Here is a 26531-nt window from a genome sequence, read left to right as displayed (position 1 = left end):
CAGTGTGCGGATCCGCCCGGCGAATGCTGTATCGTTATCCGAGTGGTTTGGCCTGCCGAGCAGGTCGATCGGGATGTGGCGCAGCTTGGTAGCGCACTTGACTGGGGGTCAAGGGGTCGCAGGTTCAAATCCTGTCATCCCGACACTGCAGGGCCCGTTCTCACCGGCTTTCCGCCGGCGGGAGCGGGCCTTTCGCATTCCCGGGAGCGGCCCCGCGGAGGGGTCCCGGACGGCGTGAGAGGCGCATCACGCGCCCTCCCGATATGCCTATACTCGACCAGTACCCGTACCGGACGGCCCTGGTGCCGCCGACGACGACCGCGCGTTCGAAAGGCAACCATGAGCAACATTCCCGACGGCCTCTACTACACCGCGGAGCACGAGTGGGTCAGCGAGCTCGCCGTCGACGGGACGGTGCGCGTCGGCATCACCGACTTCGCCCAGGACGCCCTCGGTGACGTGGTCTACGTGCAGATGCCCGAGGAGGGCACGGACGTCACCGGAGCCGACGTGATCGGCGAGGTCGAATCCACGAAGAGCGTCAGCGACATCTACGCCCCGGTCACCGGCCAGGTCGTCGCCCGCAACGAGGCGCTCGACGACGATCCCTCGCTCATCAATTCCGACCCCTACGGCGAGGGCTGGCTCCTCGAGATCAAGGTGTCCGATCCGTCCGTCGTGCAGGGGCTCCTGAGTTCAGCCGACTACTCCCAGCAGGTAGGCTAGTCCTACCCCGCGAAGGCAGCGGGGATGGCATGGATCGCAGTCGTTCAGCCGTGCCACGCAGTAGGGGAGGAAAGTCCGATGGTGTCCAACGTGAATCCTGGCGTGAATGGAGAAGAGCCGCACATGACGTCTCCTGAGACAACGACGATCGGGATGCCGCCGCTGGCGGCCCTGAGCGAGCTGGAGCGTCATCTGACGCGTGAGGAGCAGGCGTCCGTCGCCGCGCTGCCCGCCGGTTCGGCGCTGCTGATCGCCCACTCGGGACCGAACGCAGGGGCTCGCTTCCTCCTCGACGAGGAGATCACGAAGGCCGGACGCCACCCCAACGCGGACATCTTCCTGGACGACGTGACCGTGTCCCGCCAGCACGCCGAGTTCCGCCGGACGCCCAACGGCTTCATCGTGGTGGACACGCGCAGCCTCAATGGGACGTACGTCAACAACGACCGGGTGGACAGCGTCACGCTGCGCAACGGCAACGAGGTGCAGATCGGCAAGTTCCGCCTGACGTTCTATGCCGCCCGCACCACGACAGGTCAGTCCACGCAGCCCACGGCAGCACAGGCCTAGCCCGGTCCATGCCTGCCTCCTCCTCCGCCCGCCACCCGGCCGGCGCCGCTCCAGGTTCCGCCGGTGTCCTGAACATCGGCGAGGTCCTGCGTGGGCTGGCGGAGGAGTTCCCGCAGGTGACGGCGTCGAAGATCCGCTTCCTGGAGGAGAAGGGCCTGATCTCCCCGCAGCGGACGCGCGCCGGCTACCGCAAGTACGCGGCGCACGACGTCGAGCGCCTGCGCTTCGTCCTCGCCCTGCAGCGTGACCAGTACCTGCCGCTGAAGGTGATCAAGGACTACGTCGACGCGATCGACCGCGGCGAGCGGCCTGCCTCCCTGCCGGGCGGGATGACCCTCGCGCCCCGCATCGTCTCCGACCAGCTCTCCCGGGAACTGAGCGGGCACGGCCGGCGGCTGACCGCCGAGACACTGGCCGCGGAGGCCGGAGCGCCGCGCAGGCTCGTCGACGACCTCGTGAGCTTCGGGCTCATCACCGCCGTGGACAACCGGTTCGACGAGCATGCCCTGAAGATCACGAAGGCCTGCCTGCAACTCGAGGGCCACGGCATCGAGCCGCGGCACCTGAGGCCCTTCCGCGCAGCCGCCGACCGCGAACTGGGGCTCGTGGAGCGCGTCGTCGCGCCCGTGGCATCCCGCAAGGACGTCGCGTCGAAGGCGCGGGCCGCGGAGACCGCCCGGGAGATCAGCGAACTGTGCCTGGGCCTGCACAGCGCACTGGTGCACAGCCACATCGCCCGCATGGACAGTTAGGCGGCTTCCCGTGATCGAAGTAGAAGTGGTGGGCGTTCGGATCGAGCTGCCGTCCAACCAGCCGCTGGTCCTCCTGCGGGAGGCCTCGGGGGAGCGGCACCTGCCCATCTGGATCGGGGCACCCGAGGCCAGTGCCATCGCCTTCGTGCAGCAGGGCATCGTGCCGCCGCGTCCCATGACGCACGACCTCCTGGTCGACGTCGTGGCAGCCGCCGGCAAGCGGATCACCGAGGTACGCATCACGTCCGTGGAGGACACCGTCTACCACGCCCAGCTCGTCTTCAGCGACGGCGTGACGGTGAGTTCCCGTGCCTCCGACGCCCTGGCGGTCGCCCTGCGCGTGCCGTGCCCCATCTACTGCGCGGACGAGGTCCTGGCGGTCGCCGGCGTGGAGATCGCGGACGCGGACGCCGAGGACACGGAGGAGGGCGACACGGAGGAGACGGCCGAGAAGGAGGTCCTGCAGTTCCGGGAGTTCCTCGCCGACGTCGAGCCGGAGGACTTCGAGCGCTGAGCCCCGGCACCGCGGGCGGTGGGCAGGACGACGGTTCCAGCGCCGTCAGGGCGAGCCGCCGACGACACGCCGACCGTTGCGGGGCAGCCTCTTTGACCTCGACCCTCGCGCGATCTAACGTCGAAGAATACAGTTCCCGTTGCGTGCGTGGGGGGCTCGGGGCACACTTGAGTGCACATCCTGAGGTTCAGCCCTGTCGAGCAAATTCCCCGGGAACCCTACGAGGAGGCAGCACGTGAGTCCGAAGGGTGACGCCGGCAAGGCAACCAGCCCGGCAGGCGCTGGCATCCCAGCAAGCGCCCAGGGCTTACTGTTCACCGAAGACCTCCCCGTCCTCGACGAGGACGCCGGCTACCGCGGACCCACGGCCTGCAAGGCCGCCGGCATCACCTACCGCCAGCTCGACTACTGGGCCCGCACCGGGCTCGTCGAGCCCGCCGTCCGCGGCGCCTCCGGCTCCGGCACGCACCGCCTGTACGGGTTCCGGGACATCCTCGTCCTCAAGGTCGTCAAACGCCTCCTGGACACGGGGGTCTCGCTCCAGCAGATCCGCACCGCCGTCGAGCACCTGCGCGAGCGGGGCGTCGAGGACCTGGCCCAGATCACCCTCATGAGCGACGGCGCCAGCGTCTACGAGTGCACCTCGGCCGACGAGGTCATCGACCTCGTCCAGGGCGGGCAGGGCGTGTTCGGCATCGCCGTCGGCCGTGTGTGGCGCGAGGTGGAGGGAAGCCTCGCCGCCCTGCCCAGCGAGCACGCGACCGACCAGGACTTCCCCGGCGACGAGCTCAGCAAGCGCCGCGCCACCCGCAAGATCAGCTAACCCCTCCGCGGGCTCGACCCGCCGGCCTTCCGCGAACCTCCCGGCCGCGTCCTCTCCCGTTCAGCGCCTGGCGCTGCGGTCCCGCATCCTGTTCGCATCCGTCACGCTCCTGAGCAGTTCGTCGAAGTACGCCGCCGACTGCTGCGCGGCGGCGCCGGGCCAGTGGTGCACGGAATGGGCCGCGCCCTGGATCTGCTGCCAGTCGGCCTGGTCGGGGATGGCCGGGCTCAGCAGCAGGTCGCCGAACATCTGCCGCATCTCCCGGAGGCGGAACGAGTGCTCGACGGACGCCGGGCGCACACGGTTCGCCACGATGCCGGCGGTCTGCAGGCCGGGCGCGAACTCCTGGCGGAACAGGTCGAGCGCGCGCATGGTCCGCTCCGTCCCGGCCACCGAGAACAGGGCCGGTTCGGCCACGAGCAGGACCCTGTTGCTCGCGGTCCACGCGATGCGGGTCAGGCCGTTGAGGGAGGGCGGGCAGTCGATCAGGACGAGGCTGTAGCCCTCCACGCGGGAGAGCAGCCTGGACAGCCGCCGCTGGTCACGGCGCCCGAGGTCGGGCCTGTCGTAGATGCCGGAATGGGCCGATCCCATGGCCACGTCGAGCGTGGCGGACCCGCCGCGGGACTGCCTCGCGGCCGTCGCCACCCAGCCGCTCGGTACGACGTTGGCGGCGAGATCGCCGCGCCTCGCGTCCTTCAGGAGGCGCCCGACGTCGGTCTGCCCGGAGGGGCGGACACCGAGCCCGGTGGTCGCATCGGCATGCGGGTCGAGGTCGACGACGAGCGTGCGGATGCCCGCTGCCAGTGCGGCCGAGGCCAGCCCCAGGGTGACCGACGTCTTGCCCACGCCGCCTTTGAGACTGCTGATGCTCACTACCTGCACGTGTTGAACCTCTACCTAACGCTGGCTGCCGCCGGGGCACGCGGCTGTCCGATGAATCCCCGACCAATCATAGGGTGACGCCACCGACCCGCGACGGCGGGACGTCCCGGAGGCCGCGGCGTCCCCTGCCATCCGATCCCGGCGTGCCATGGACGAGATTCGACTGCCGGGTAGGATCAGTCCAGCGACAAGGACCCGACCGGCAAGGATGCAGGAGTGCGATGTTCTCGAAGATTCTGGTAGCCAATCGTGGAGAGATCGCGATCCGGGCTTTCCGTGCCGGGTACGAGGTGGGCGCGAAGACGGTCGCGGTGTTCCCGCAGGAGGACCGTAACTCGATCCACCGGCAGAAGGCGGACGAGGCGTACCTGATCGGGGAGGAGGGCCACCCCGTCCGGGCGTACCTGGACATCGAGGAGATCATCCGGGTGGCCCGCGAGGCGGGCTGCGACGCGATCTACCCGGGGTACGGGTTCCTGTCGGAGAACCCGGGCCTGGCGAGGGCCGCGGCGGAGGCCGGGATCACGTTCGTGGGCCCGCCCGCGGACGTCCTGGAACTCGCGGGGAACAAGGTCAAGGCCCTGGACGCGGCGCGTGCGGCGGGCATCCCGGTCCTCGCCTCATCCCGTCCGAGCGCGGACGTGGCGGAGCTCATCGCCGCGGCGGACGAGATCGGGTTCCCGGTGTTCGCGAAGGCCGTGGCCGGGGGCGGCGGGCGTGGTATGCGGCGCGTGGACACGCGGGAGGCGCTGCCGGAGGCGCTGGAGGCGGCGATGCGCGAGGCGGAGTCCGCGTTCGGCGATCCGACCATGTTCCTGGAGCAGGCGGTGCTGCGGCCGCGGCACATCGAGGTGCAGATCCTCGCGGACGCGGACGGGAACGTGATGCACCTGTTCGAGCGGGATTGTTCGCTGCAGCGCCGGCATCAGAAGGTCATCGAGATCGCGCCGGCGCCGAACCTCGACGAGGGGATCCGGCAGGCCCTGCACCGCGACGCGGTGAAGTTCGCGACGGCCCTCGGGTACGTGAACGCAGGCACGGTGGAGTTCCTCGTGGACACGGTCGGGGAACGCGCCGGCCAGCACGTGTTCATCGAGATGAACCCGCGCATCCAGGTCGAGCACACGGTCACCGAGGAGGTCACCGACGTCGACCTCGTCCAGGCGCAGCTGCGCATCGCCGCGGGAGAGACCCTCGCGGACCTGGGCCTGTCCCAGGACACCGTGTACGTGCGCGGGGCGGCCCTGCAGTCGCGGATCACCACGGAGGACCCCGCGAACGGCTTCCGGCCCGACGTGGGCCGGATCTCGGCCTACCGGTCTGCGGGCGGGGCGGGTGTCCGCCTCGACGGCGGGACGGTGTACGCGGGGGCGGAGATCAGCCCGCACTTCGACTCCATGCTCGTCAAGCTCACCTGCCGCGGCCGGGACTACCCGGCGGCCGTGGCAAGGGCACGGCGCGCCCTGGCCGAGTTCAGGGTCCGCGGCGTCTCGACGAACATCTCCTTCCTGCAGGCGGTCCTGGACGACCCGGACTTCATCGCCGGGAACGTCGCGACGTCGTTCATCGACGAACGCCCCGAACTGCTCACCGCCCGCGTCCCGGCCGACCGCGGCACCAAGCTGCTGACCTGGCTCGCGGACGTGACCGTGAACCAGCCCCACGGGGCCCGCCCGGCACACCTGGACCCCCGCGAGAAACTCCCCGCCCTCCCCGAGGGCTCCGGCGACGAGCCGTCACCCGCGGGCAGCCGTCAGCGGTTGCTGGAGCTGGGGCCGGAGGGTTTCGCGCGGGCGCTGCGGGAGCAGACCGCCGTCGCGGTCACGGACACCACGTTCCGTGACGCCCACCAGTCGCTGCTCGCCACCCGGGTGCGGACCCGCGACCTCGCCGCGGTCGGCGCGAGCGTGTCGGCCCTGACACCGGGCCTGCTGTCGGTCGAGGCGTGGGGTGGTGCGACCTACGACGTCGCGCTGCGGTTCCTGGGCGAGGACCCGTGGGAACGCCTGGACACGCTGCGCCGCGAGGTCCCGGACATCTGCCTGCAGATGCTCCTGCGGGGACGGAACACCGTCGGCTACACCCCCTACCCGGAGGCCGTCACGACGGCGTTCGTCGCCGAGGCCGCGGCGTCGGGCATCGACATCTTCCGGATCTTCGACGCCCTCAACGACGTCTCCCAGATGGAACCGGCGATCCGGGCGGTCCGGGAGACCGGGACGGCCGTCGCGGAGGTGGCGCTGTGCTACACCTCCGACATGCTCGACCCGGCCGAGACCCTCTACACCCTGGACTACTACCTCGACCTCGCCCAGCGCATCGTCGACGCCGGGGCGCACATCCTGGCGATCAAGGACATGGCCGGCCTGCTCCGCCCGGCCGCCGCCGCCAGGCTGGTGACCGCCCTGCGCGACCGCTTCGAGCTGCCCGTGCACCTGCACACCCACGACACCGCCGGCGGGCAGCTCGCGACCCTGCTCGCCGCCGTCGACGCCGGCGTCGACGCGGTCGACGTCGCCAGCGCCGCCCTGGCCGGCACCACCAGCCAGCCCTCGGCGTCCGCGCTCGTCGCGGCCTTGGCCCACACCCCCCGGGACACGGGCCTGGACCTTTCGAACGTGTGCGCCCTGGAACCGTACTGGGAGGCGGTGCGGCGCATGTACGCGCCGTTCGAGTCCGGGCTGCCCGGCCCCACGGGGCGCGTCTACCGGCACGAGATCCCCGGCGGGCAGCTCTCCAACCTCCGCCAGCAGGCCATCGCCCTGGGCCTGGGCGAGAGGTTCGAGGCGATCGAGGACATGTACACGGCCGCGGACCGGATCCTCGGCCGGCTCGTGAAGGTCACCCCGTCCTCCAAGGTCGTCGGCGACCTCGCCCTGGCCCTGGTCGGCGCGAACGCCGACCCGGCGGCGTTCGAGGAGAACCCGCAGGACTTCGACGTCCCCGACTCCGTCATCGGGTTCCTCAACGGGGACCTCGGCAACCCGCCCGGCGGGTGGCCCGAACCATTCCGCACCAAGGCCCTCAAGGGCCGCGAACTCAAACCCCGCGACGTCGAGCTCACCGCCGACGACGAGGCGCGCCTCGCCGGGACGCCCGCGGAGCGCCGCACCGCGCTGAACACCCTGCTGTTCGCCGGACCCACGAAGGACTTCCAGTCCACCCGTGACACCTACGGCGACGTGTCCCTCCTGGGCACCGCGGACTACCTCTACGGACTGCAGCCCGGCACCGAGCACGTCATCGAGCTCGAGAAGGGCGTCCGGCTCATCGCGACCCTCGAAGCCGTGTCCGACCCCGACGAGAATGGCATGCGCACCGTCATGTGCACCCTCAACGGACAGATGCGGCCCGTGACCGTCCGTGACAGGGCGATCACCAGCGACGTGAAGGCCGCCGAGAAAGCCGACCCCGCAACCCCAGGCCACATCGCGGCCCCCTTCGCCGGCTCCGTCACCATCACCCGGACCGCGGGGGACATCGTCGCCGCCGGCGACACCGTCGCCACCATCGAGGCCATGAAGATGGAGGCCAACATCACCACCCCCGTCGCCGGCACCATCGACCGCATCGCCTTCACCGACGCCACCCCCGCCCAGGGCGGAGACCTCCTCCTCACCATCACCCCGGCCTGAGGTCCAGGCCTTCCCAGGGCGGCCCGCCGACCGACCGCGGCTACACTGCGGGATGTGACCCACTACGACCTCGCGATCATCGGCTCCGGCTCCGGCAACACCCTCATCTCGCCCGAGTGGGACGACCGGAAGGTGGTCCTCGTCGAGGGCGGCACCTTCGGCGGGACCTGCCTCAACGTGGGATGCATCCCCACGAAGATGTTCGTGCACACGGCCGGGCTCGCATCGGCGGTCGCGGAGGGATCCCGCCTCGGCGTGGACCTGTCCCTGGACGGGGTGCGCTGGCGGGACATCCGCGACCGGATCTTCACCCGGATCGACGCCATCTCGGCGGGCGGAAGGGCGTACCGCGCGGACGAGCTCGAGAACGTCACGCTCGTCGAGGAGCACGTCCGGCTCACGGGGGAGAAGTCGTTCCGCACCGCCTCGGGGGACGAGGTCACCGCCGATCAGCTGGTGATCGCCACCGGGTCGCGGGCCGTCCTGCCCCAGATCCCCGGCATCACGCTGCCCCAGGTGCACACCTCCGACACCGTCATGCGGCTCGACGACCTCCCGGGCCGGCTGCTGATCATCGGCGGCGGCTACATCGCGGCCGAGTTCGCGCACGTGTTCGGGGCCTTCGGTTCCCGGGTGACCGTCGCCGTCCGCTCCGGGAGCATGCTGCGCGACCTCGACGAGACCGTCTCCGAGGCGTTCACCGAGCAGGCCGCCCGCCAGTGGGACCTCCGGCTGGACACCGACGTCACGCTGATCGCCGCCAACGACGACGGCAGCGTCAGCGCCCGCCTGAGCGGGCCGGCAGGGGCTGTCGACCTCGACGTCGACGCCGTGCTCGTCGCCGTCGGGCGGACGGCGAACACCGACACCCTCGGCGCGGGGGAGGCGGGCCTGGACCTGCACGACGACGGCCGTCTCGTCGTCGACGGATACCAGCGCGTGCTGCGCGGCGGGGAGCCCGTGACCGGGCTCTGGTCCCTGGGGGACGTGAGCAGCGACTACCAGCTGAAGCACGTGGCGAACCACGAGGCGAAGGTCGTCGCGCACAACCTGCTGCACCCCGGTGCGCTCCGCGCGAGCGACCACCGGTTCGTGCCCGCCGCGGTGTTCTCGCACCCGCAGGCCGCGTCGGTGGGCATGACGGAGGAGCAGGCGCTCAGCCATGCGGACACGAGCGGGAGGCCCATCGTGACGGCGGTCCAGCACTACGGTTCGACGGCGTACGGCTGGGCCATGGAGGACACGGAGGGTTTCGTGAAGCTCATCGCCGAGCAGGCGACGGGGCGCATCCTGGGCGCGCACATCCTCGGCCACGAGGCATCGATGATCATCCAGCCGATCGTCCAGGCCATGTCCTTCGGCCTCGACGCGCAGACCATGGCCCGCGGGCAGTACTGGATCCATCCGGCGCTGACAGAGGTGGTCGAGAACGCGCTGCTCAGCCTGAAGACGGACTAGGTCCCCGGCCCCGGGACCATCCGGGGCCGGGTCGGACGGCTAGACCCTGGCGGACGAGTAGATGGACTCGACGACGTCCGCGTAGTCCTTCAGCACCTGGGCGCGCTTGATCTTGAGGGACGGCGTCAGATGCCCGGTGGTCTCCGTGAAGTCGGTGGGGACGACCCGGAACACCTTGATGGCCTCCGCGCGGGACACGGTCGTGTTGGCGCTGTCCACGAGGTCCTGGATCTCGGCGAGGACCGCCGGGAGTCCCGCCGCCTCCGCCATGGTGGTGCCGGCAGGGAGGTGGTGCCGGTCGAGCCACCCGGGCAGGGCCTCCTCGTCGAGCGTGATGAGCGCCGAGATGAAGGGACGCTGGTCGCCGAGGACGACGCACTGCGAGACCAATGCGTTCGAACGGATGACGTCCTCGAGCAGTGCCGGGATGACGTTCTTCCCGCTCGCCGTCACGATGATCTCCTTCTTGCGGCCCGTGATGCGCAGGAAGCCGTCGTCGTCCAGTTCGCCGATGTCGCCCGTACGGAACCAGCCGTCCACGAAGGCGTCCCCGGTGAGGTCGGGGCGGTCGAAGTAGCCCTTCATGACGCACACACCGCGGGCGAGGATCTCGCCGTCGTCGGCGATCTTCACCGCGTTGCCCGGGAGCGGGGCGCCCACGGTGCCGATCTTGATCCGCTTGGGCGTGTTGACCGTGATGGGCGCCGTCGTCTCGGTCAGGCCGTAGCCCTCGAGCACCATGAGGCCGATGCCGTGGAAGAAGTGGCCGAGCCGGTCCCCGAGGGGGGCGCCGCCCGAGACGGCATGCTGCACGCGGCCGCCCATCGCGGTGCGGATCTTGCCGTAGAGCAGCCGGTCGAAGACGGCGTGCTTGACCTTGAGGCCCAGCGGGATCCGCCCCGCCTGCTCGGCCTTCGACCAGGCGATGGCGACGTCCGCGCCGGCATGGAAGATCTTGCCCTTCCCGCCGTCCTCGGCCTTGAGCATGGAGTTGTTGTAGACCTTCTCGAAGACGCGGGGCACCGCGAGGATGAAGGTCGGCTTGTAGCTCTGCAGGTCGGGCAGGAGGTTCTTCACGTCGGGGGTGTGGGCCACCGTGGCACCGGCGGCGACGCACAGCACCGAGATGAACCGTGCGAAGACGTGCGCGAGCGGGAGGAACATGATCGTCTGGCCGCCCTCCCGGGCCACCTCCGGCAGGGCCGCCGCGGCGTTCTCGGACAGCTCGACGAAGTTGCCGTGCGTCAGTTCGCACCCCTTCGGCTTTCCCGTCGTGCCGGAGGTGTAGATGATCGTGGCGACGTCGTCGAGCCCGGCATAGGCGCGGCGGTCGGCGAGGGTCTGCTCGTCGGTGCCGACGCCGGCGGTGCGGAGGGTGTCGAGTCCGTTCCCGTCGAACTGCCAGACGTGGTGCAGGCCGGTGATGCCCTCGAGCGCCACGGCCTCGCGGACCACGTCCTCGTGCCGGGCAGATTCGACGAACGCCCCGACGGCGCCCGAGTCGCTGAGGATCCAGGCGACCTGGGCGGGGGAGGAGGTCTCGTACACCGGGACGGAGACGGCGCCGGCGAACCAGATGGCGAAATCCGCGAGGGACCACTCATAGCGTGTCCGGGCCATGATCGCCACGCGGTCCCCGGCCTGCACCCCGGAACTGATCAAGCCCTTCGCGATGTCCTCGACCTGGCGCCGGAACTCCGTCGCCGAGATGTCCTCCCACTCGCCCGCTGCGCCCTTCACGGCGAACAGTGCGGGATTCGACGGCTTGGCCGCCTGCCGCACCACGAGGTCGGTGGTATTGGTCTGGCGGGGGACGTCCACGAGGACGGGAACGCTGATGTCGCGCACGATAGCTCCTTCGATATCACCTCGGCCGTGAGGTCGTTTCAGCCTATCGGTTCGGGGGACCGAATTACTGTCCAGTAATGTACGAATCGGTAACGGCGGCGCTCCGGCGCGCCCGACAGGACCGAGGAGCGACCGCATGCCCATTCTTCCCGACCCGCCCGCGCCGCGTGCGCGACGCCCGCGGGCCGAGGCCTGGCCTGCGGGCCGCGGCACCGCGCCGGCCACACGGACGGCACGCGGTGCCTTCGCCAACCCGGCCAGGCGCGGCCTCTCGGTGGGCGTCGACATCGGTGGCACGAAGGTGGCCGCGGGTGTCGTGGACGTCCGCGGGAGGATCCTCGCCGAGGCACGCAGGGCGACGCCCGGGCAGGATCCGCGCGCCGTGGAGGCGGTCATCACCGAGCTCGTCCAGGAGCTGTCCCGGGAGTACCGGATCCGGTCGGTCGGCATCGGCGCCGCGGGATGGATGGACCTCTCGAACAGCACCGTGCTCTTCAGCCCGCACCTGGCCTGGCGCAACGAGCCGCTCCGGAGGAACCTCGAGAAGCTGCTCCGCCGACGCGTGACCGTGGTCAACGACGCCGACGCCGCGGCGTGGGCCGAGTGGCGTTTCGGCGCGGGGCGCGGGGAGTCCCGCCTGGTCTGCGTCACCCTCGGCACGGGGATCGGCGGAGCCATGATCATGGGCGGACGGGTGGAGCGCGGGCGGCACGGCGTCGCGGGCGAGTTCGGGCACCAGATCATCGTCCCCCAGGGGCATCGGTGCGAGTGCGGCAACCGCGGCTGCTGGGAGCAGTACGCCTCGGGGAACGCGCTGGGGAGGGAGGCCCGCGAGCTCGCCGCCGCGAACTCCCCGGTGGCGAAGGCGATCCTCGACGCCGTGCCCGGGGACGGCACCGGGATCACCGGTGCGCTCGTGACGCGCCTGGCCATGGAGGGCGATCCTGCGTCCCGGGAGCTGGTCGACGACGTCGGACAGTGGCTCGGGCTGGGCCTCGCCAACCTGGCGGCGGCGCTCGACCCCGGGACCTTCGTGATCGGCGGGGGGCTCAGCGCGGCGGACGAGCTCCTGCTCGAGCCGGCACGGCGTGCCTTCGCCCGCAACCTGACCGGCCGCGGCTTCCGGCCCGCGGCGCGCATCGAACGCGCGGCCCTGGGGCCCGAGGCGGGACTGATCGGGGCGGCCGACCTGTCGCGCCTGCTCTCGCGCAGCGGCACCTGAGGAGGCGGGCCGCGCCCGCACCGCGGGCCCTAGACCTCGGCGCCGTCGTCCCCGATGTCGCGGTGCTTGGGCAGCTTGGTGACGAGGTAGCCGGCGCCCGCGAGGAACAGGGCGAGGACACCGAGCGTGGCGGCCAGGGGCGCGTCCCGCCAGAACATCGCGAACAGGAGCAGCGTGATCGGTCCGCCCGCGGCACCGATCCAGGCGAGGACCGTCAGGGGGTCGCCGGAGCCGAGCGGTGGGGGTTCCTCCGGGACGAAGCCCCCGTCCTCCTCGGCCTCCTCCGGAGCGGCATAATCGCGGGGCCCGGTGGTGCGGAACGGCTGGTCACGGAAGATCGCGTCGGCGCGCTCACGGTCCGTCGGACCCTCGCCGCCGGTGCTCCGCGTGTCGGGAGCATCCGGCCGGGCCCGGCCGTCGGGCGGGAACCCGGGGGTCTCCGCGGGCGGGACCTCGGGAGCGTGCCCGGTGAGATCGGACGACGGACCCGCGGAGGTCCCCTCCAGGCGCGCGACGAGGTCCTGCCAGACGGCGTCATCGGTGGATTCGTTCGGTTCCTGACCTCGGGGGCCCATACGTTGGTACCTGCTGTCGCGTGCTGCGGCCCGGGTCCGGAGGATCTCCGCCCGGCTTCCGGGGAGTCGGAGGGCGTGCTCGTTCAATCGTGGACACCGGGCGCCGCCACGTCAACCGGTTGACAGCGTGTCGATGGCCCCCGGATCCCTTCCGGTGCCCCCTCGGTGCCTCCCGGGTGCCCCCGGACTCCCGGCGGGTCCGGGCCCGGGAGGCGGATGCCGCCCCCGGCCGGGACGGCACGCCGCCCCTCCACGCCCGCCCGACCGGCGGTCCGTGGCGCCGACACCCTTAGAGTAGGCTTCCACATGAAAAAGCGGGCGGCATGCCGAATGCCGCGCCGTCCATGCAGGGAGGCTGGCAGCGTGTTCTATTGGGTGATGAAGCGGATCGTCGTCGGTCCGATCCTCAACCTCCTGTTCAGGCCGTGGGTCAAGGGACTCGACAACGTCCCGACGTCGGGACCGGCGGTGATCGTCAGCAACCACCTGTCCTTCTCCGACTCGATCTTCCTGCCGATCGTCGTTCCCCGGACCGTCGTCTTCCTCGCCAAATCGGAGTACTTCACGGGGAAGGGCGTCAAGGGCAGGCTGACGGCCCTCTTCTTCCGGCTCTCGAACCAGCTGCCCATGGACCGCTCGGGGGGCGCGGCGTCGTCGTCCTCCCTCACCGCGGGCATGGACATCCTCAACGAGGGTGGCGTCCTCGGGATCTATCCCGAGGGGACGCGCAGCCCCGACGGGCGGCTGTACCGCGGCAAGACGGGCGTCGCGAAGCTGGTCCTCGCCACGGGCGTGCCCGTGATCCCCGTGGCGATGATCGGGACGGACAAGGTCCAGCCCATCGGCCGGCGCATCCCCAACATCCGCCGCGTCGGCATCATCATCGGCGAACCGCTGGACTTCAGCCGGTACGAGGGCCTCGAGGACGACCGCTTCGTCCAGCGCTCGGTCACCGACGAGATCATGTACGAACTGATGCGTCTGTCCGGCCAGGAGTACGTGGACGCGTACGCGAGCACGGTCAAGGAGCGGCTCGCCGCGGAGAAGGCCGCAGGGCGGAAGACGCCGAAGCCGGGAGCCGACACCCGCCGGGCCGCGGTCAGGATCTCTCCGGAGACAGGCAACCCGGCGCCGGGCACGGTCACGGAGATCGGCCGTGCGGCCGCGGACAAGGGTCCTTCCGCGGGTGAGACGACGAGCGCCACGGAGGACAGGCACCCGCAGCCCGACGCGGGCTGATCCCCCGCCGCGGGTCGCCGGACTGTATGACACGGTGGGAGTCCGCGATGACGGGCCGAGTCGGGTCGTGGGATGCCAGCCGGTAGAATCGCCCGGTGACCGATTCACTAGCTCCCGTCCTCCCGCGCACCGCGGAACCCGCCTCGTCCAGCACGGCCGGCCTCGACGCCTGGCGTTCGATGACGGCGGTCCAGCAGCCCTCGTGGCAGGATCCCGGGGTCCATGCGGCGTCGGTCAGGGAACTGTCCACCCTTCCGCCACTGGTGTTCGCCGGCGAGGTGGACGTGCTGCGCGAGCGGCTCGCAGCCGCGGCCCAGGGCAAGGCGTTCCTCCTCCAGGGCGGCGACTGCGCGGAGACGTTCGACGGCGCGACCGCCGACAAGATCAGCGCCCGCGTGCGGACGATCCTGCAGATGGCCGTCGTCCTCACGTACGGAGCGTCGCTCCCCGTCATCAAGATGGGACGCATGGCCGGCCAGTTCGCCAAGCCGCGCTCCTCCAACGATGAGACACGCGACGGCGTCACCCTTCCGGCCTACCGCGGCGACATGGTCAACGGCTACGACTTCACGCCCGAGAGCCGCGGACACGACGCCTCCCGCATGGTGAAGGCGTACCACACGTCCGCGTCGACGCTGAACCTCATCCGGGCGTTCACCCAGGGCGGCTTCGCGGATCTGCGCCTGGTGCACCACTGGAACAAGGGCTTCATGGCCAACCCCGCGCACTCGCGGTACGAGTCGCTGGCCCGCGAGATCGACCGGGCCGTCCGCTTCATGGACGCCTGCGGCGCCGACTTCGAGGCGCTGAAGCGCGTCGAGTTCTTCGCCAGCCACGAGGCACTGCTTCTCGACTACGAGCGCGCGCTGACGCGCATCGATTCGCGGACGTCCCTGCCCTACGACACCTCGGCGCACTTCCTGTGGATCGGTGAGCGGACCCGCGACATCGACGGCGCGCACGTGGACTTCCTGTCCCGGGTGCGGAACCCGATCGGTGTGAAGCTCGGTCCCTCGACCTCCGCCGACGACGCCCTGGCTCTCATCGACAAGCTCGATCCCGACCGCGAGCCGGGCCGGCTCACGTTCATCACCCGGATGGGCGCACAGAACATCCGCGAGAAGCTGCCGGCACTGGTGGAGCGCGTCACGGCGTCGGGGGCGCAGGTCCTCTGGGTCACCGATCCCATGCACGGCAACACGGTGACGTCCCCGAACGGGTACAAGACACGCAACTTCGACGACGTCATCGACGAGGTGCGCGGGTTCTTCGAGGTCCACAACGCCCTGGGCACCTTCCCCGGCGGGCTGCACGTCGAGATGACGGGTGACGACGTCGCCGAGTGCCTTGGCGGCGCCGACCCGGTCGACCAGGACGCCTTCCTGGAACGCTACGAGTCGGTGTGCGATCCCCGCCTGAACCACATGCAGTCCCTTGAGATGGCCTTCCTCGTCGCCGGAGCGCTCTCGAAGAGCTGACGGTCCCGCGCAGGGAGGGCGGTCACCCGGGGCCGCCCTCCCGGTTCGGCGGGCCGGCGGAGCCGGCACGCTGCCGTGCTGCTGCCGGACGGTCAGGTGACCGTGATCCGGATGGTCGTTCCTTCGGGCTCCTCGCCGATGGAACTCTGCCCGGCCACGAGTCCGAGGACGGCGCTGCCGAAGGTGTAGTCCACCTCCACCGCGAAGCCCTCCGCTTCCAGCGCTGCGACCGCGCGTTCCTCCGGCAGCGAGAACACGCTGGGAACCTTCACGAGGCGCGGCCCCTGGGACAGCGTCAGCGTCACGGTCGTTCCCCGCCGTACGCCGGCGCCCGAGGTGCCGGACGGATCCTGGCTCGCGACGGCGCCCGCGGGCACGCTCCGGCTGTACTCCCGGGCGTCGGCGACCGCCGCCCCGAGGCCCGCCTGTTCGAGCGCGACGACGGCCTCCTCCGCCGGGAGGCCCCTGACGTCCGGGACCGTGATCGGAGCCGGCCCGCGGGACACGACGAGGTCCACCGCGGAATCCCGCCGGCGTTCCGTCCCCGTCGCGGGGGACTGGCGCAGCACCTCACCCGCGGCGGCCGACTCGCTGTACTCCTCGGCGACTCCTCCGACGGCGAGTCCGGCGGCGACCAGGTCCTCGGTGGCCTCGGCCTGCGTCCTCCCGACGACGTCGGGCACGGCGAACAACTCGGGCCCCTTGGACACGATGAGCTCGACGCGTTCGAAGCGGCGGATCGGGGACGCGGCGGCGGGGTCGGTGGCGATGACGAGCCCTGCGAGGACCTGCTCGTCGAACACCTCCTCCGTGGACAGGGACGCGAGCCCCTCGCGTTCGAGGGCGGCGCGTGCTTCCGCGAGGGGGGCGTTGGCGACGTCGGGGAGCGACACCATGCCCGCGGGGCCTGCTCCGAAGAGCCAGCCCGCACCGGCCACGAGACCCGCCAGGAGGACCAGCAGGACCGCCAGGAGACGCACCGAGCGGCGGGCGGCCCGGCCCTGGAGACTCTTCTGCGGCCGCTGTGCCTGCCGTGCCTGCTGCCTCTTCGAGGGCAGGCGGACGCTGCTGCCCGCCGGACGGCGGGGCGGAAGCCCGCGTCCCGCGAGCGGCTGTCGGCCGCGGAGGTCGTCGCGGTCGGGTACGTCCCCCTCGGGGTCGCCAGCTCCGACGTCGTGATGCCGGGCATCATGCGGGTCCGCGCGCGGTGCGGTCCCGGTCGGCGAGGCGGTGTCGGGGAGCGGGGGCGCGGCCCATGGCGGCTGCTGCGGCATGGCGCCGATGACCCTCGTGACGTTCCGGTCCCGGCCGACGACCCGGGTCGTGTCGTGCTCCAGCGCGGCGCGGGGCAGCACCTCGGTGCGCCCGTGCGCATCCCGCCCGGGTGCACTGCGGGGCAGGGCCTCGGTGCGTGCGTCGTCGGTCCGGAGACGGGGGACGACGGCGGCGGTCAGCGTGTCCTGCCCGGACAGCGGCGCGGACGCACCGTCCGGCGCGAAGTCCAGTTCCCCGTCGGTGAGGGTGGCCCTGATGTGCCGGAGTTCGCCGAGGAGCGCGGACCCGTCCACGGGCCGATCCTCGGGGTCGCGCGACGTGCACCACTGCACGAGCTCGTCGATGTCGGTGGCCAGGCCGGGCAGGAGGGTGGAGGGCGCGGGGACCTCCGACTGCGCGTGCTGTACGGCGACCTGGACGGGGGTCTCCCCGGTGAAGGGCTGGCGGCCCGTCAGGAGCTCGAAGAGCATGACGCCCGTCGAGTAGATGTCGCTCTGGGCTTCCGCCGGGCGGCCGAGGACCAGTTCGGGGGACAGGTAGGCGACGGTGCCGACGAGCGTCGCCGTCCCGGTGCTCGCCGAGACGGCGCGGGCGAGGCCGAAGTCGGCGATCTTCACGGTGCCGGCGTCGGAGAGCAGGACGTTCTCGGGCTTCACGTCGCGGTGGATGAGTCCCGCCTCGTGCGCCGCGGCGAGTCCTTCCACCACCGCGTCCACGAGCGTCAGCGCATGGCGTGGCGTGAGCCGCCCGTGCTCGCGCAGCACCTCCCGCAGGGTCCGCCCGGCGACGAACTCCATCACCAGGTAGGCGACCGGCTGCCCGTCGACCTCGTCGACGCCCTGGTCGAGGACCCCGACGACGTGCGGATGCGACAGGCGTGCGGCGGACTTCGCCTCCTGCTCGAAGCGGTCGACGAATCCGGGCTCGTCGGCGAGGTGCGGGTACAGGACCTTGAGGGCCACGCGGCGGTCGAGCCGCCGGTCCGTGGCCAGGTAGACGGTCGACATCCCGCCGCGGGCCAGCCGCGACTGGACGACGTACCGTCCGTCGACGGTCGCGCCCTCGAGCGGATCCTTCCGTTGCTGGTGCACCCTCCGATGATAATCGGGTACGCCGGCAGGGGCAGGACCACCACGCGGTCCTGCCCCCTCGGTCGGTCCGGCGCCGGCCGGACGAGCCCTACTTGAAGTTCTTCTGGTGGGCCTTGATGGACGCGACGTACTGCTTGGTGTCCTCGTACATGCCCCGCGTCTGGACCGAGTACTGGCCCTGGTAGTAGGAGGCGATGGCGATGTCGAGCGAGGAGCTCGTGCGCACGAGCGACCGGATGATCGCGACGCCGGCGGTCGCGTTGTCGTAGGGGTCCAGCAGGTTCAGCTTGCGGCCCACGAGGTCGCTCGCCCACTGCCCGGAGGACGGGATCACCTGCATGGTCCCGATCGCGTTCGCGGGGGAGACCGCGCGCTGGTTGAAGCCCGACTCCTGGTGCGCGAAGGCGAGCGCGAGGCTGGGGTCGACACCCATGGAACGTGCGGTGTCGGCGACGATCTGCTTCATCTCGGCCTGCGACGGCGCGGGCATCGAGTTGAGCAGCGCCTTGTTGGCGTTGGCGTCGGCGACCACCTTGTCCGGGTACTGGTAGCCCAGGAACGTCGAGGGTACGAGGTTGCCGGGAGCAGGAGCAGGAGCGGGCGTGGGAGCCGGCGTGGTCCCTGCCCCGGGGAGCGTGAGCTTCTGGCCGGGGTGGATCACGGAGGTCATCGTCATCCTGTTCGCGGCCAGGAGGCCGGACAGCGCGACGCCGTTGCGGGACGCGATGGCGCCGAGCGTGTCGCCGGACTTGACCGTGTACGAGCTGGCAGCCGGCGCGGGAGCCGGAGCAGGTGCCTTCGGCGGGGTCGCCTGCGTCGTCACGCTCCCTGCGAGCTTCAGCGTCTGCCCGGGGTGGATGACCGACGTCATGCCCAGGTTGTTCGCCTTCAGCAGGGCGTCCAGTCCGATGCCGTTGCGGGAGGCGATGGCGCCGAGCGTGTCGCCCGGCTTCACCGTGTAGGTGGCGCCGGCAGGGGCGGGAGCGGGGGAGGGCGCAGGGGCGGGCTTCCCCGGGGCGGGCGTTCCGCCGCCGCCCAGGCTGATCTTCTGCCCGGGGTGGATGACCGAGGTCATCAACAGTTTGTTCGCCGTCAGGAGGGCCTGCAGGCTCACGCCGTGACGGGAGGCGATGGCGCCCAGCGTATCGCCCGGCTTGACCACGTAGGTGGCGCCGGCCGGCTGCGCGGCGGGCGCGGGAGCGGGCTTGGCGGCCGGTACGGCGCCGGTGAGCCTGATCTTCTGGCCGGGGTAGATGACGGTGCGCGCGTCCATCCTGTTCAGCTTCAGGACGGCGTCCGTCGACAGGCCGAAACGCTTGGCGATCGCACCGACGGTGTCGCCCGGCCTGATCGTGTAGTCGCTCGGCGCGGTCACCGTGGGGACCGTGACCTTCTGCGCCGGGATGGAGCCGGCCACCTGGGCGGCGGGGATGACTGCCCGTGCGGGGAGGTGCGTGGACGGACCCGTGAGGTGTCGCACGGCCGGCGCCTGCTGGGTCGGTGCCGCCGCCGCCTGGGGGGCGAAGGCGACGGAAGAGAGAAGCACCGCGGGCAGTGCGGCGGTGGTCACGGCAGCATTCAGGCCGCGCCGACTCGCGCCGGCAGCCTTCCTGCGGGTGCCGTTCAGCGGTGCGTTCGATCGCTGGGCAGTCATGTTTCGTTCCTCGTCTGTTGGCGGCTGAGTCCGCGCGGACGCACGTACCCGAGGTGGTGCTTCCCGGCTGGGTACGTACACGTACTGATGATGCTGTTGAGTCACGTGTTGATACTGTGACTTGTGTGACTCCTGTGAATTTACACGAAAAAGGCTGTAGCACAAGAGCGACCGAAGGGGCGTGAAGCGCCGCCCCGGCGTGTCGGATCCCGGCGGGAACCGTGTCGCGACCGTCGCGAGGAGCCGCCCGGTCCCTCAGGCCCCCTGCGGGGCGTCCGGGTGGAGTTGGCTGCGGGAGCATGGCACGCTTGGACGGTGACTGAACTCGAACATCTCGTCCCTGCCTGGCTGAACCTCCCTGACGTCGCCGCGGCGCTCGATCTGCCGATCACCCGCGTGCACTCGCTCATCAGCGACAGGTCGCTCGTCAGCGTCCGTGTGGGTGAGCGCAACATCCGCAGCGTCCCCGCCGACTTCCTGGTCGAGGGCGCCGTCCTCGACAGCCTGCGGGGCACGGTGGTCGTCCTCGCGGACTCCGGGTACGGCGACGAGGACATCATCCGCTGGCTCTACACCGAGGACGAATCCCTGCCGGGGCGCCCGATCGATGCCTTGCGGGAGGGACGGAAGACGGAGATCCGCCGTCGCGCCCAGGCAGCCGCCTGGTAGGCAAGCAGGACCGGAGCGCCTGGCAGGGTCCGGAGCGACCGGATCCGGGCGACGCTCGCCGGGCAGGGTCCGGACCGGCCGCTCGGGGCGTCAGGCGGTCCGCGTGACGGCGGCCTCGGCGAGCAGGCGCAGCGCACGCCGGGATACGTCGTCGACCTCGAGGCGGTCCAGTGCGGCGAAGGCGGCCTCCGACTTCCCGGCGATGAGCTGCTCGGTGTGCGCCAGGGCCCCGGTGTCGATGATCATCCCCCGCAGCATGCCGACGGCGTCGTCGTCCAGGGACGTGTCGCCGAGCATGGCGTTGATCTTGGCGCGGACGCCGTCGCGGCCCGAGCCGAGGGCCCGGGCGATGAGGAAGGTGCGCTTGCCCTCGCGGAGGTCGTCGCCGGCCGGTTTGCCGGTGACCTCCGGGTCTCCGAAGACACCCAGCACGTCGTCGCGGAGCTGGAACGCCTCTCCCAGCGGAAGCGCGAAGGCGGAGTACGCGGACAGCAGCCGGTCGTCTGCGCCGGCCAGTGCGCCGCCGAGCATGAGGGGCCGTTCCATCGAGTACTTCGCGGACTTGAAGCGGAGGATGTTGAGCGCACGTTCCGCGGCGACCTCGGGCGTCTGGTCGGGCCCGACGGCTTCCTCCAGCAGGTCCAGGTACTGGCCCGCCATGACCTCCGTGCGCATGCGGTTGAAGATGGTGCGGGCCGCGGTACCCGTGGCGCCGGAGCACGCCGCCGTGAAGAGCTCCTCGCTGAAGGCGAGGCAGAGGTCCCCCGCGAGGATGGCTGCGGCGATCCCGAAGCGTTCGGGGTCCAGATGCCAGCCCGCATCCGCGTGCCGGGCCGTGAACTGCCGGTGGACGCTCGGGCGTCCGCGGCGGGTGTCCGAACGGTCGATGATGTCGTCGTGGATGAGTGCCGCGGCCTGGAAGAACTCGAGCGCCGTCCCCGCGGTGACGGGCGCCGTCGCCGCCGCCGATCCGCCCGCCGCCCGCCAGCCCCAGTAGCACAGGAGGGCGCGCATCCTCTTGCCGCCGCTCGTCAGCGTGGCGATGCTCGAGATGAGGGGCAGGGACTCGGCCGAGATGTCCGCCAGGACGTCGCGCTGCTCCGCGAGGAAGGCCTCGATGCTGCGGGTGAGCGCGGACCGGAACCGGTCCTGCTCCCCGGAGATCGCCCCGGGAACGGAGCCGTCCTGATCGGGGGTGGCGGGTGCGGACAGCATGGATCTCCCGGGCGGGTCGACTGGACGTGAGGCTCCCACTCTATCCGGCGGCCGGGGCGCGCCCGCCGGACGACGGCCCGGCGCCGTCCGACGCCGGACGACGGCCCGACGCCGTCCGGTGCCCGGGGGACGGGCCCCCCGACGTCGGTGGCACTGCGTACGATATGTGCGTGTCGTGGGACGAGGGGTCGAAGACGGTCGAGCATGCGGAGTGCCATATCCTCCACATCGACATGGACGCCTTCTTCGTCTCCGTCGAACTGCTGGACCATCCCCACCTGCGCGGCGTCCCCGTCGTCGTCGGGTCCCCGTCGGGGCGGTCGGTGGTCCTGTCCGCCTCCTACGAGGCGCGCCGCTTCGGTGTGCGGTCGGCGATGCCGATGTCGGTCGCCATGCGCCGGTGTCCCACGGCCGTGATCCTGCCTCCCCACCAGCGGCGGTACGCGGAGGTGTCGCGGGAGGTGATGAGGATCTTCCGCTCGGTCACGCCCGATGTGGAGCAGTTGAGCGTGGACGAAGCCTTCCTCGACGTCGCCGGGTCCATGCGCCGGCTCGGTGGCCCGCGCGACATCGGCGAGCAGGTACGCGCCGAGATCCATGCGACCCTCGGCATCACCGCGAGCGTGGGCGCAGCGACCACGAAGTTCGTCGCGAAGATCGCGTCCACCAGGGCGAAGCCCGACGGACTCCTGCTCATCCCCGGCGAGCAGACCGTCGCCTATCTCCACACCCTGCCGGTGTCGGCCCTGTGGGGTGTCGGCGCCAAGACGCAGGAGGTCCTGGCCCGGGTCGGTATCCAGACCGTCGAGGATGTCGCGCACACGCCGGTCGCCACACTCAGGAAGCTGCTCGGGACATCGGGCGAGCACGTCCATCACCTGGCCTGGGGCCGGGATCCCCGGCGCGTGGTCGTCTCCCGGGCGGAGAAGAGCATCGGTGCGGAGGAGACCTTCTCCCGGGACATCGACGACTCCGAGGTCCTCCGCCGGGAACTGCTGAGGCTGGCCCACCGCACGGCGACCCGGCTGCGCGCCTCGGGCCACCGCGCCGGGGGAGTGGCCCTGAAGCTCCGCTACGCGGACTTCTCCACGCTGACCCGGTCGAAGAAGCTCGACGAGCCCGTCGACAGCGCGAACGCCCTGTACCAGGCCGCGACGGCGCTCCTGTCGGCGCTCGGTGATCGCCCCATGGCCGTCCGGCTCATCGGGCTCCGGGCCGAGTCCCTCGAGACGGGCGGGGACGGTTCGACGCAGCTGACCATCGACCGCAGGGACGACAACTGGCGGATCGCCGAGCGGGCGCTCGACGACGTGAACCGGAAGTTCGGCGACGCGGGTGTGGTGCCCGCGGGCCTGCTCCGCCCGAAGGCCGGGGCCCGCCCCGACCGGCAGGGGACCGGCGGGGGAGAACCGCCGGGGAGGGGCCCTGACACCGGCGACCGCGGAGGTCCACCGGGGCGTCCCGGGACGCCGGGGGGCCGCGGCGCGCCCTTCCCGCACGACCGGTCCGGTCGGTGATCCGGGCCGGGTAGCATCCGGCGAACAGCCCGATCAACTCCGCATTGTGACTTTGCACGCACCGCGTAGCAAACTAGTCTTTAATCAGGCAGCCCGCCTGCCGTCCTGTACGTCATTCCGTCCTCCGGAGCCCGAGGTTCACGACCCCTCCGCCGGGAACCCGGTCCGCGTGCTGGTCGTTGGTCGGGTACGGGAACGTTGGTATCCACATCAAGGAGGCGGTCATGGCACTCTCGGAACACGAGCAGAGGTTGCTTGATCAGCTCGAACAGCAGCTGCACGCCGACGATCCCAAGTTCGCGCACTCGATGGCCTCGGACACCCGGAAATCGATGTCCACCCGACGGCTGGTCATCGGCTCGCTCATCACGATCGCGGGCATCCTCGTCCTCCTCGCGGGCATCGTCTACCAGCTCACCATCGTCGGTGTGGCCGGGTTCCTGATCATGGGAGCCGGGGTGTACTTCGCCACCACGAAGTCCAGGCAGGCCGACGCCGGCCAGCCGCAGGGCAAGCCGTCGAAGGCCCCTCCTGCCGGGAAGAGCGGATTCATGTCGAGCCTCGAGGACAAGTGGGACGAGCGCAAGCGCGACCAGACCTAGATTTCCCTGCGGGACCGGACGGACCGGACCCGGCAGTCGAAGGAAAGGAACCCGCCACGGCGGGTTCCTTTCCCGTTAAGGGCAATTAACTGCCGTCTTGAAGGCAATTGATTGCCGTCGACGGCGGGCCACGATGGCCCGTCATCCCGCCGCGGTACATTCGGCCTGCCTTTTCCCGCGCTCCGCACCGGGAGGGCCCATGCCGGAGAGCGGCCGTTCACCCTCCACTTCGCTCCCCGCATCCTGCAGGGTGCATATCCCCAGTAATGGCGCGGGCTCCGGCTCCCCGACACACCCTCGGGTACGGCGCGCCGCGCCCCGGTTGCATTGACCGGGGAGAGTTGTGGAGTAAAGTGGGGAACATAAGAGCAAGGCAGCAGAAGCTGGGCTTGGCGGACTCAGAACAGGCGGTCAGGGATGTTCCTCGGAACTCACACTCCCCGCCTCGACGAAAAAGGCAGGCTCATTCTCCCTGCGAAATTCCGTGAGGAATTGAGTGAGGGGCTGGTCCTCACAAGGGGCCAGGAACGCTGCATCTACGTGTTCAGCATGACCGAGTTCGAAAGAGTGCACGAACAGATGCGGGCGGCGCCCATCTCGTCACGCCAGGCGAGGGACTACAACCGCATCTTCCTGTCGGGAGCCTCGGACGAGGTCCCCGACAAGCAGGGCAGGATCACGATCCCGCCGGCGCTCAGGACCTACGCGGGTCTGGATCGGGAGCTCGCGGTCATCGGTGCGGGAAGCCGCGCCGAGATCTGGGCGGCCGACGCCTGGGAGTCCTACCTGACGGAGAAGGAGACCGCCTTCTCCGAGACGGACGAGGACGCGTTCCCGGGCATCATCTGAACCGAGCAGCACCAGCACGACAGGCACGAAGAAGCAGAACGTACGACGCGGGTGGGCGCCATCTCTTGGATGAGATCTCCAGCCGCCGGACACGGTCCGCCTCCTGGCTCCACTTCCCCGGAGCCAGGCGAGGACCATCCGGCCGGATGGGGGTCTGACTCAAGAGCATGACACCCCCGCCCGCCAGCCTGCAGGAACACCGAGACGATGTATGGCGAACTGCAGGAGGGAGAGGACGCATGGGCGGAGACCGGCCGACGGGTGAGCGACATGTTCCCGTCCTCCGCGAACGCTGCGTCTCCCTCATCGCCCCGTCCGTCGCTTCGGCCGAGGCCGCAGGACGGCGTCCCGTCGTCATCGACGCCACGCTCGGCATGGGCGGGCACGCCGAGACCATGCTCGAGCGCTTCCCGGGCGCCCACCTCGTTGGGATCGACCGCGACACCGAGGCGCTCGGGCTCGCGGGGGAGCGCCTCGCCCCCTACGCGGACCGCATGGACCTGGTCCACGCCGTGTACGACGAACTGCCGGAGGTGCTCGACGACCTCGGCATCGAGGGCGTCGACGGCGTCCTGTTCGATCTGGGTGTCTCCTCCCTGCAGCTCGACGAGCGGGACCGCGGTTTCGCCTACTCCTACGACGCGCCCCTCGACATGCGCATGGACACCAGCAGCGGCATCACGGCCGCCGACGTGGTCAACACCTACACCTCCGACGACCTCCTGCGCATCATCCGCACCTGGGGCGAGGAGAAGTTCGCCGGACGGATCGCCTCGGCGATCGTGCGCGCTCGCGAGGCGGCACCCCTGCACACCACCTCCCAGCTCGTCGAGGTCATCCGCGGCGTGGTGCCGGCGGCAGCGGCCCGGACCGGGGGACACCCCGCCAAGCGGACGTTCCAGGCCCTGCGGATCGAGGTCAACCAGGAGCTCTCCGTCCTGGAGCGGGCCGTACCCGCCGCCATCGACGCCGTCGTCGTGGGCGGCCGGGTCGTCGCGATGTCCTACCACTCCCTCGAGGACCGCATCGTGAAGGCCGCCTTCACCGCGGGCACGAAATCCTCGGCACCCGTCGGGTTCCCTGTGGAACTCGACCAGCACAAGGCGTACCTCCGCTCGCTGACGCGCGGCACCGAAGCGCCGACCGCAGCGGAGATCGAAGAGAACCCCCGCGCAGCATCCGCCAAGCTCCGCGCGGTTGAACGCATCACAGCAGGACCCGTCGACAGGAAGACCAGATGAGCCAGGTATTGACTGCTGAGAAGCGACACCGCGCCACTGCCTTCGCCGGGCACGGCGCCCTCGCCGTCGCCCCGGACCGGCTGGTAGGAGGCACGCCCGGGGATGCCGGGGCCCTGCAGAAGCCGCGCACGCCGCTCTCCGTGGTCCCCGCGCGGCCCGCCCGCCGTCGGGTGCCCTTCGCCGTCTTCAGTCTGCTCCTCCTCGGGGCCGCGCTCGCCGCCGTGCTGATGCTGAACATCTCCGTGTCGGGGACCCAGTACGAACTCGTGCAGCTCCGCAACCAGCAGGTCGCACTGAGCCAGCAGAACGATGCCCTGGTGCTCGAGATCGAGGGCAAGGAGGCACCGCAGAACCTCGCGGCCGCCGCCACGAAACTCGGCATGGTCTCCTCCCCGACGTTCGGGACCATCGAGCTGGATGCGAGGAAGGTGACGGGCACCCCGGAGCCCGCGACGGAAGGGCCCAAGCCCGAGGTCCTCATCTCCGCCCCCCGCCTCGTCACCGAGCAGCCCGCCCCCGCTGCCGTCGTCGCTCCTCCCGTCGACGTCGTCGAGGAGCCGGCCGCCCCGGCGGAGGAGGCCGCTGTCCCCGGTGACGTGGCCGCGGACGGCCCGGAGGACGCCGCTGCGGCGACCATCCCCGCACCGGAGCAGCTCGGCTCCGACCGGTAGCAGGCGGTCGCCCCGCGCCCGC

General features: G+C 71.0%; 22 protein-coding genes and 1 tRNA gene. 17 read left to right on the top strand and 6 right to left on the bottom strand.

All coding sequences use genetic code 11. From position 1 onward, the window contains the following. Positions 1–69: 69 nt before the first annotated feature. From ACX80K_RS04435 to ACX80K_RS04410, 6 genes are all read left to right on the top strand, one after another. Positions 70–143, top strand: a tRNA-Pro gene (locus ACX80K_RS04435). 196 nt (positions 144–339) lie between these two features. After that, a complete protein-coding gene (gcvH, locus tag ACX80K_RS04430) occupies positions 340–726 on the top strand; it encodes a glycine cleavage system protein GcvH (protein ID WP_104182228.1) in 387 nt (128 codons plus the stop codon). A 123-nt stretch (positions 727–849) separates the two neighbouring features. Continuing rightward, a complete protein-coding gene (locus ACX80K_RS04425; RefSeq protein ID WP_459270627.1) occupies positions 850–1296 on the top strand; it encodes an FHA domain-containing protein in 447 nt (148 codons plus the stop codon). 8 nt (positions 1297–1304) lie between these two features. Further along, entirely contained in the window at positions 1305–2048 is a 744-nt protein-coding gene (gene ftsR / locus ACX80K_RS04420) for a transcriptional regulator FtsR (protein ID WP_459270626.1), read from the top strand. A 10-nt stretch (positions 2049–2058) separates the two neighbouring features. Beyond that, the gene (locus ACX80K_RS04415; protein ID WP_459270625.1) at positions 2059–2562 is read left to right on the top strand and encodes a bifunctional nuclease family protein; all 504 of its coding nucleotides are present in this window, start codon (positions 2059–2061) and stop codon (positions 2560–2562) included. A gap of 235 nt (positions 2563–2797) precedes the next feature. Beyond that, on the top strand, positions 2798–3385 hold the full coding sequence (locus ACX80K_RS04410) for a MerR family transcriptional regulator (protein ID WP_459270624.1): 588 nt from the start codon (positions 2798–2800) through the stop codon (positions 3383–3385). 60 nt (positions 3386–3445) lie between these two features. Here the strand turns inward: ACX80K_RS04410 and ACX80K_RS04405 are convergent, their stop codons facing one another. Continuing rightward, complete coding sequence (locus ACX80K_RS04405; RefSeq protein ID WP_459270623.1) at positions 3446–4270, bottom strand: ParA family protein; 825 nt, start codon at positions 4268–4270, stop codon at positions 3446–3448. Between the two features lie 221 nt (positions 4271–4491). On the opposite strand from ACX80K_RS04405, the gene ACX80K_RS04400 reads away from it, so the two are divergent. Both ACX80K_RS04400 and ACX80K_RS04395 read left to right on the top strand, forming a co-directional pair. Continuing rightward, on the top strand, positions 4492–7905 hold the full coding sequence (locus ACX80K_RS04400; RefSeq protein WP_459270622.1) for a pyruvate carboxylase: 3414 nt from the start codon (positions 4492–4494) through the stop codon (positions 7903–7905). A 54-nt stretch (positions 7906–7959) separates the two neighbouring features. Next, positions 7960–9363 carry a mycothione reductase gene (locus ACX80K_RS04395; RefSeq protein ID WP_459270621.1) on the top strand — a complete coding sequence of 468 codons (1404 nt, stop codon included), beginning with the start codon at positions 7960–7962 and terminating at the stop codon, positions 9361–9363. A gap of 39 nt (positions 9364–9402) precedes the next feature. On the opposite strand, the gene ACX80K_RS04390 is transcribed toward ACX80K_RS04395, so the two are convergent. After that, the gene (locus ACX80K_RS04390; protein WP_459270620.1) at positions 9403–11211 is read right to left on the bottom strand and encodes an AMP-dependent synthetase/ligase; all 1809 of its coding nucleotides are present in this window, start codon (positions 11209–11211) and stop codon (positions 9403–9405) included. Positions 11212–11347: 136 nt separating this feature from the next. Between ACX80K_RS04390 and ACX80K_RS04385 the strand changes: the two genes are divergently transcribed. Further along, positions 11348–12433: an ROK family glucokinase gene (locus ACX80K_RS04385; protein WP_459270619.1), complete on the top strand. Its 1086-nt coding sequence runs from the start codon at positions 11348–11350 to the stop codon at positions 12431–12433. 29 nt (positions 12434–12462) lie between these two features. Here ACX80K_RS04385 and ACX80K_RS04380 read toward each other — a convergent pair whose 3' ends face one another. Beyond that, positions 12463–13008, bottom strand: a complete 546-nt coding sequence (locus ACX80K_RS04380; RefSeq protein WP_459270618.1) for a hypothetical protein — start codon at positions 13006–13008, stop codon at positions 12463–12465. A 363-nt stretch (positions 13009–13371) separates the two neighbouring features. Between ACX80K_RS04380 and ACX80K_RS04375 the strand changes: the two genes are divergently transcribed. Next, positions 13372–14247 carry a lysophospholipid acyltransferase family protein gene (locus ACX80K_RS04375; protein ID WP_459270617.1) on the top strand — a complete coding sequence of 292 codons (876 nt, stop codon included), beginning with the start codon at positions 13372–13374 and terminating at the stop codon, positions 14245–14247. Positions 14248–14342: 95 nt separating this feature from the next. Then, complete coding sequence (locus ACX80K_RS04370; RefSeq protein ID WP_459270616.1) at positions 14343–15725, top strand: class II 3-deoxy-7-phosphoheptulonate synthase; 1383 nt, start codon at positions 14343–14345, stop codon at positions 15723–15725. Positions 15726–15817: 92 nt separating this feature from the next. Here the strand turns inward: ACX80K_RS04370 and ACX80K_RS04365 are convergent, their stop codons facing one another. Next, complete coding sequence (locus ACX80K_RS04365; RefSeq protein ID WP_459270615.1) at positions 15818–18091, bottom strand: protein kinase domain-containing protein; 2274 nt, start codon at positions 18089–18091, stop codon at positions 15818–15820. An 88-nt stretch (positions 18092–18179) separates the two neighbouring features. Further along, positions 18180–19745 carry a LysM peptidoglycan-binding domain-containing protein gene (locus ACX80K_RS04360; RefSeq protein ID WP_459270614.1) on the bottom strand — a complete coding sequence of 522 codons (1566 nt, stop codon included), beginning with the start codon at positions 19743–19745 and terminating at the stop codon, positions 18180–18182. A 315-nt stretch (positions 19746–20060) separates the two neighbouring features. On the opposite strand from ACX80K_RS04360, the gene ACX80K_RS04355 reads away from it, so the two are divergent. Further along, on the top strand, positions 20061–20414 hold the full coding sequence (locus ACX80K_RS04355; RefSeq protein WP_459270613.1) for an Rv2175c family DNA-binding protein: 354 nt from the start codon (positions 20061–20063) through the stop codon (positions 20412–20414). A 90-nt stretch (positions 20415–20504) separates the two neighbouring features. Here ACX80K_RS04355 and ACX80K_RS04350 read toward each other — a convergent pair whose 3' ends face one another. Beyond that, a complete protein-coding gene (locus tag ACX80K_RS04350) occupies positions 20505–21629 on the bottom strand; it encodes a polyprenyl synthetase family protein (protein WP_459270612.1) in 1125 nt (374 codons plus the stop codon). 164 nt (positions 21630–21793) lie between these two features. Here ACX80K_RS04350 and dinB point away from each other — a divergent pair, with 164 nt between their 5' ends. The 5 genes from dinB to ACX80K_RS04325 all read left to right on the top strand — a co-directional run bounded on the left by dinB (position 21794) and on the right by ACX80K_RS04325 (position 26509). Then, the gene (dinB, locus tag ACX80K_RS04345; protein ID WP_459270688.1) at positions 21794–23146 is read left to right on the top strand and encodes a DNA polymerase IV; all 1353 of its coding nucleotides are present in this window, start codon (positions 21794–21796) and stop codon (positions 23144–23146) included. A 224-nt stretch (positions 23147–23370) separates the two neighbouring features. Next, entirely contained in the window at positions 23371–23748 is a 378-nt protein-coding gene (locus ACX80K_RS04340) for a DUF3040 domain-containing protein (protein WP_459270611.1), read from the top strand. A gap of 417 nt (positions 23749–24165) precedes the next feature. Further along, complete coding sequence (gene mraZ, locus ACX80K_RS04335; RefSeq protein ID WP_104179396.1) at positions 24166–24597, top strand: division/cell wall cluster transcriptional repressor MraZ; 432 nt, start codon at positions 24166–24168, stop codon at positions 24595–24597. A gap of 239 nt (positions 24598–24836) precedes the next feature. Continuing rightward, the gene (gene rsmH / locus ACX80K_RS04330) at positions 24837–25838 is read left to right on the top strand and encodes a 16S rRNA (cytosine(1402)-N(4))-methyltransferase RsmH (RefSeq protein ID WP_459270610.1); all 1002 of its coding nucleotides are present in this window, start codon (positions 24837–24839) and stop codon (positions 25836–25838) included. Beyond that, complete coding sequence (locus ACX80K_RS04325) at positions 25835–26509, top strand: hypothetical protein (protein ID WP_459270609.1); 675 nt, start codon at positions 25835–25837, stop codon at positions 26507–26509. Before rsmH ends, ACX80K_RS04325 begins: the two co-directional genes overlap by 4 nt. The last annotated feature ends 22 nt before the right edge of the window (positions 26510–26531 follow it).

It is taken from the genome of Arthrobacter sorbitolis (genome assembly GCF_054510995.1).
The sequence above is the reverse complement of the archived record's forward strand: the minus strand, read 5'-3'. Positions and strand labels throughout refer to the sequence as shown.

Bases quoted from the DNA above. Each gene is read 5' to 3' on its own strand.
- gcvH (WP_104182228.1), top strand. From the start codon at position 340: ATGAGCAACATTCCCGACGGCCTCTACTACACCGCGGAGCACGAGTGG.
- ACX80K_RS04425 (WP_459270627.1), top strand. From the start codon at position 850: ATGACGTCTCCTGAGACAACGACGATCGGGATGCCGCCGCTGGCGGCC.
- ftsR (WP_459270626.1), top strand. From the start codon at position 1,305: ATGCCTGCCTCCTCCTCCGCCCGCCACCCGGCCGGCGCCGCTCCAGGT.
- ACX80K_RS04400 (WP_459270622.1), top strand. From the start codon at position 4,492: ATGTTCTCGAAGATTCTGGTAGCCAATCGTGGAGAGATCGCGATCCGG.
- ACX80K_RS04385 (WP_459270619.1), top strand. From the start codon at position 11,348: ATGCCCATTCTTCCCGACCCGCCCGCGCCGCGTGCGCGACGCCCGCGG.
- ACX80K_RS04380 (WP_459270618.1), bottom strand. From the start codon at position 13,008: ATGGGCCCCCGAGGTCAGGAACCGAACGAATCCACCGATGACGCCGTC.
- ACX80K_RS04360 (WP_459270614.1), bottom strand. From the start codon at position 19,745: ATGACTGCCCAGCGATCGAACGCACCGCTGAACGGCACCCGCAGGAAG.
- ACX80K_RS04350 (WP_459270612.1), bottom strand. From the start codon at position 21,629: ATGCTGTCCGCACCCGCCACCCCCGATCAGGACGGCTCCGTTCCCGGG.
- dinB (WP_459270688.1), top strand. From the start codon at position 21,794: ATGTGCGTGTCGTGGGACGAGGGGTCGAAGACGGTCGAGCATGCGGAG.
- ACX80K_RS04340 (WP_459270611.1), top strand. From the start codon at position 23,371: ATGGCACTCTCGGAACACGAGCAGAGGTTGCTTGATCAGCTCGAACAG.
- mraZ (WP_104179396.1), top strand. From the start codon at position 24,166: ATGTTCCTCGGAACTCACACTCCCCGCCTCGACGAAAAAGGCAGGCTC.
- rsmH (WP_459270610.1), top strand. From the start codon at position 24,837: ATGGGCGGAGACCGGCCGACGGGTGAGCGACATGTTCCCGTCCTCCGC.
- ACX80K_RS04325 (WP_459270609.1), top strand. From the start codon at position 25,835: ATGAGCCAGGTATTGACTGCTGAGAAGCGACACCGCGCCACTGCCTTC.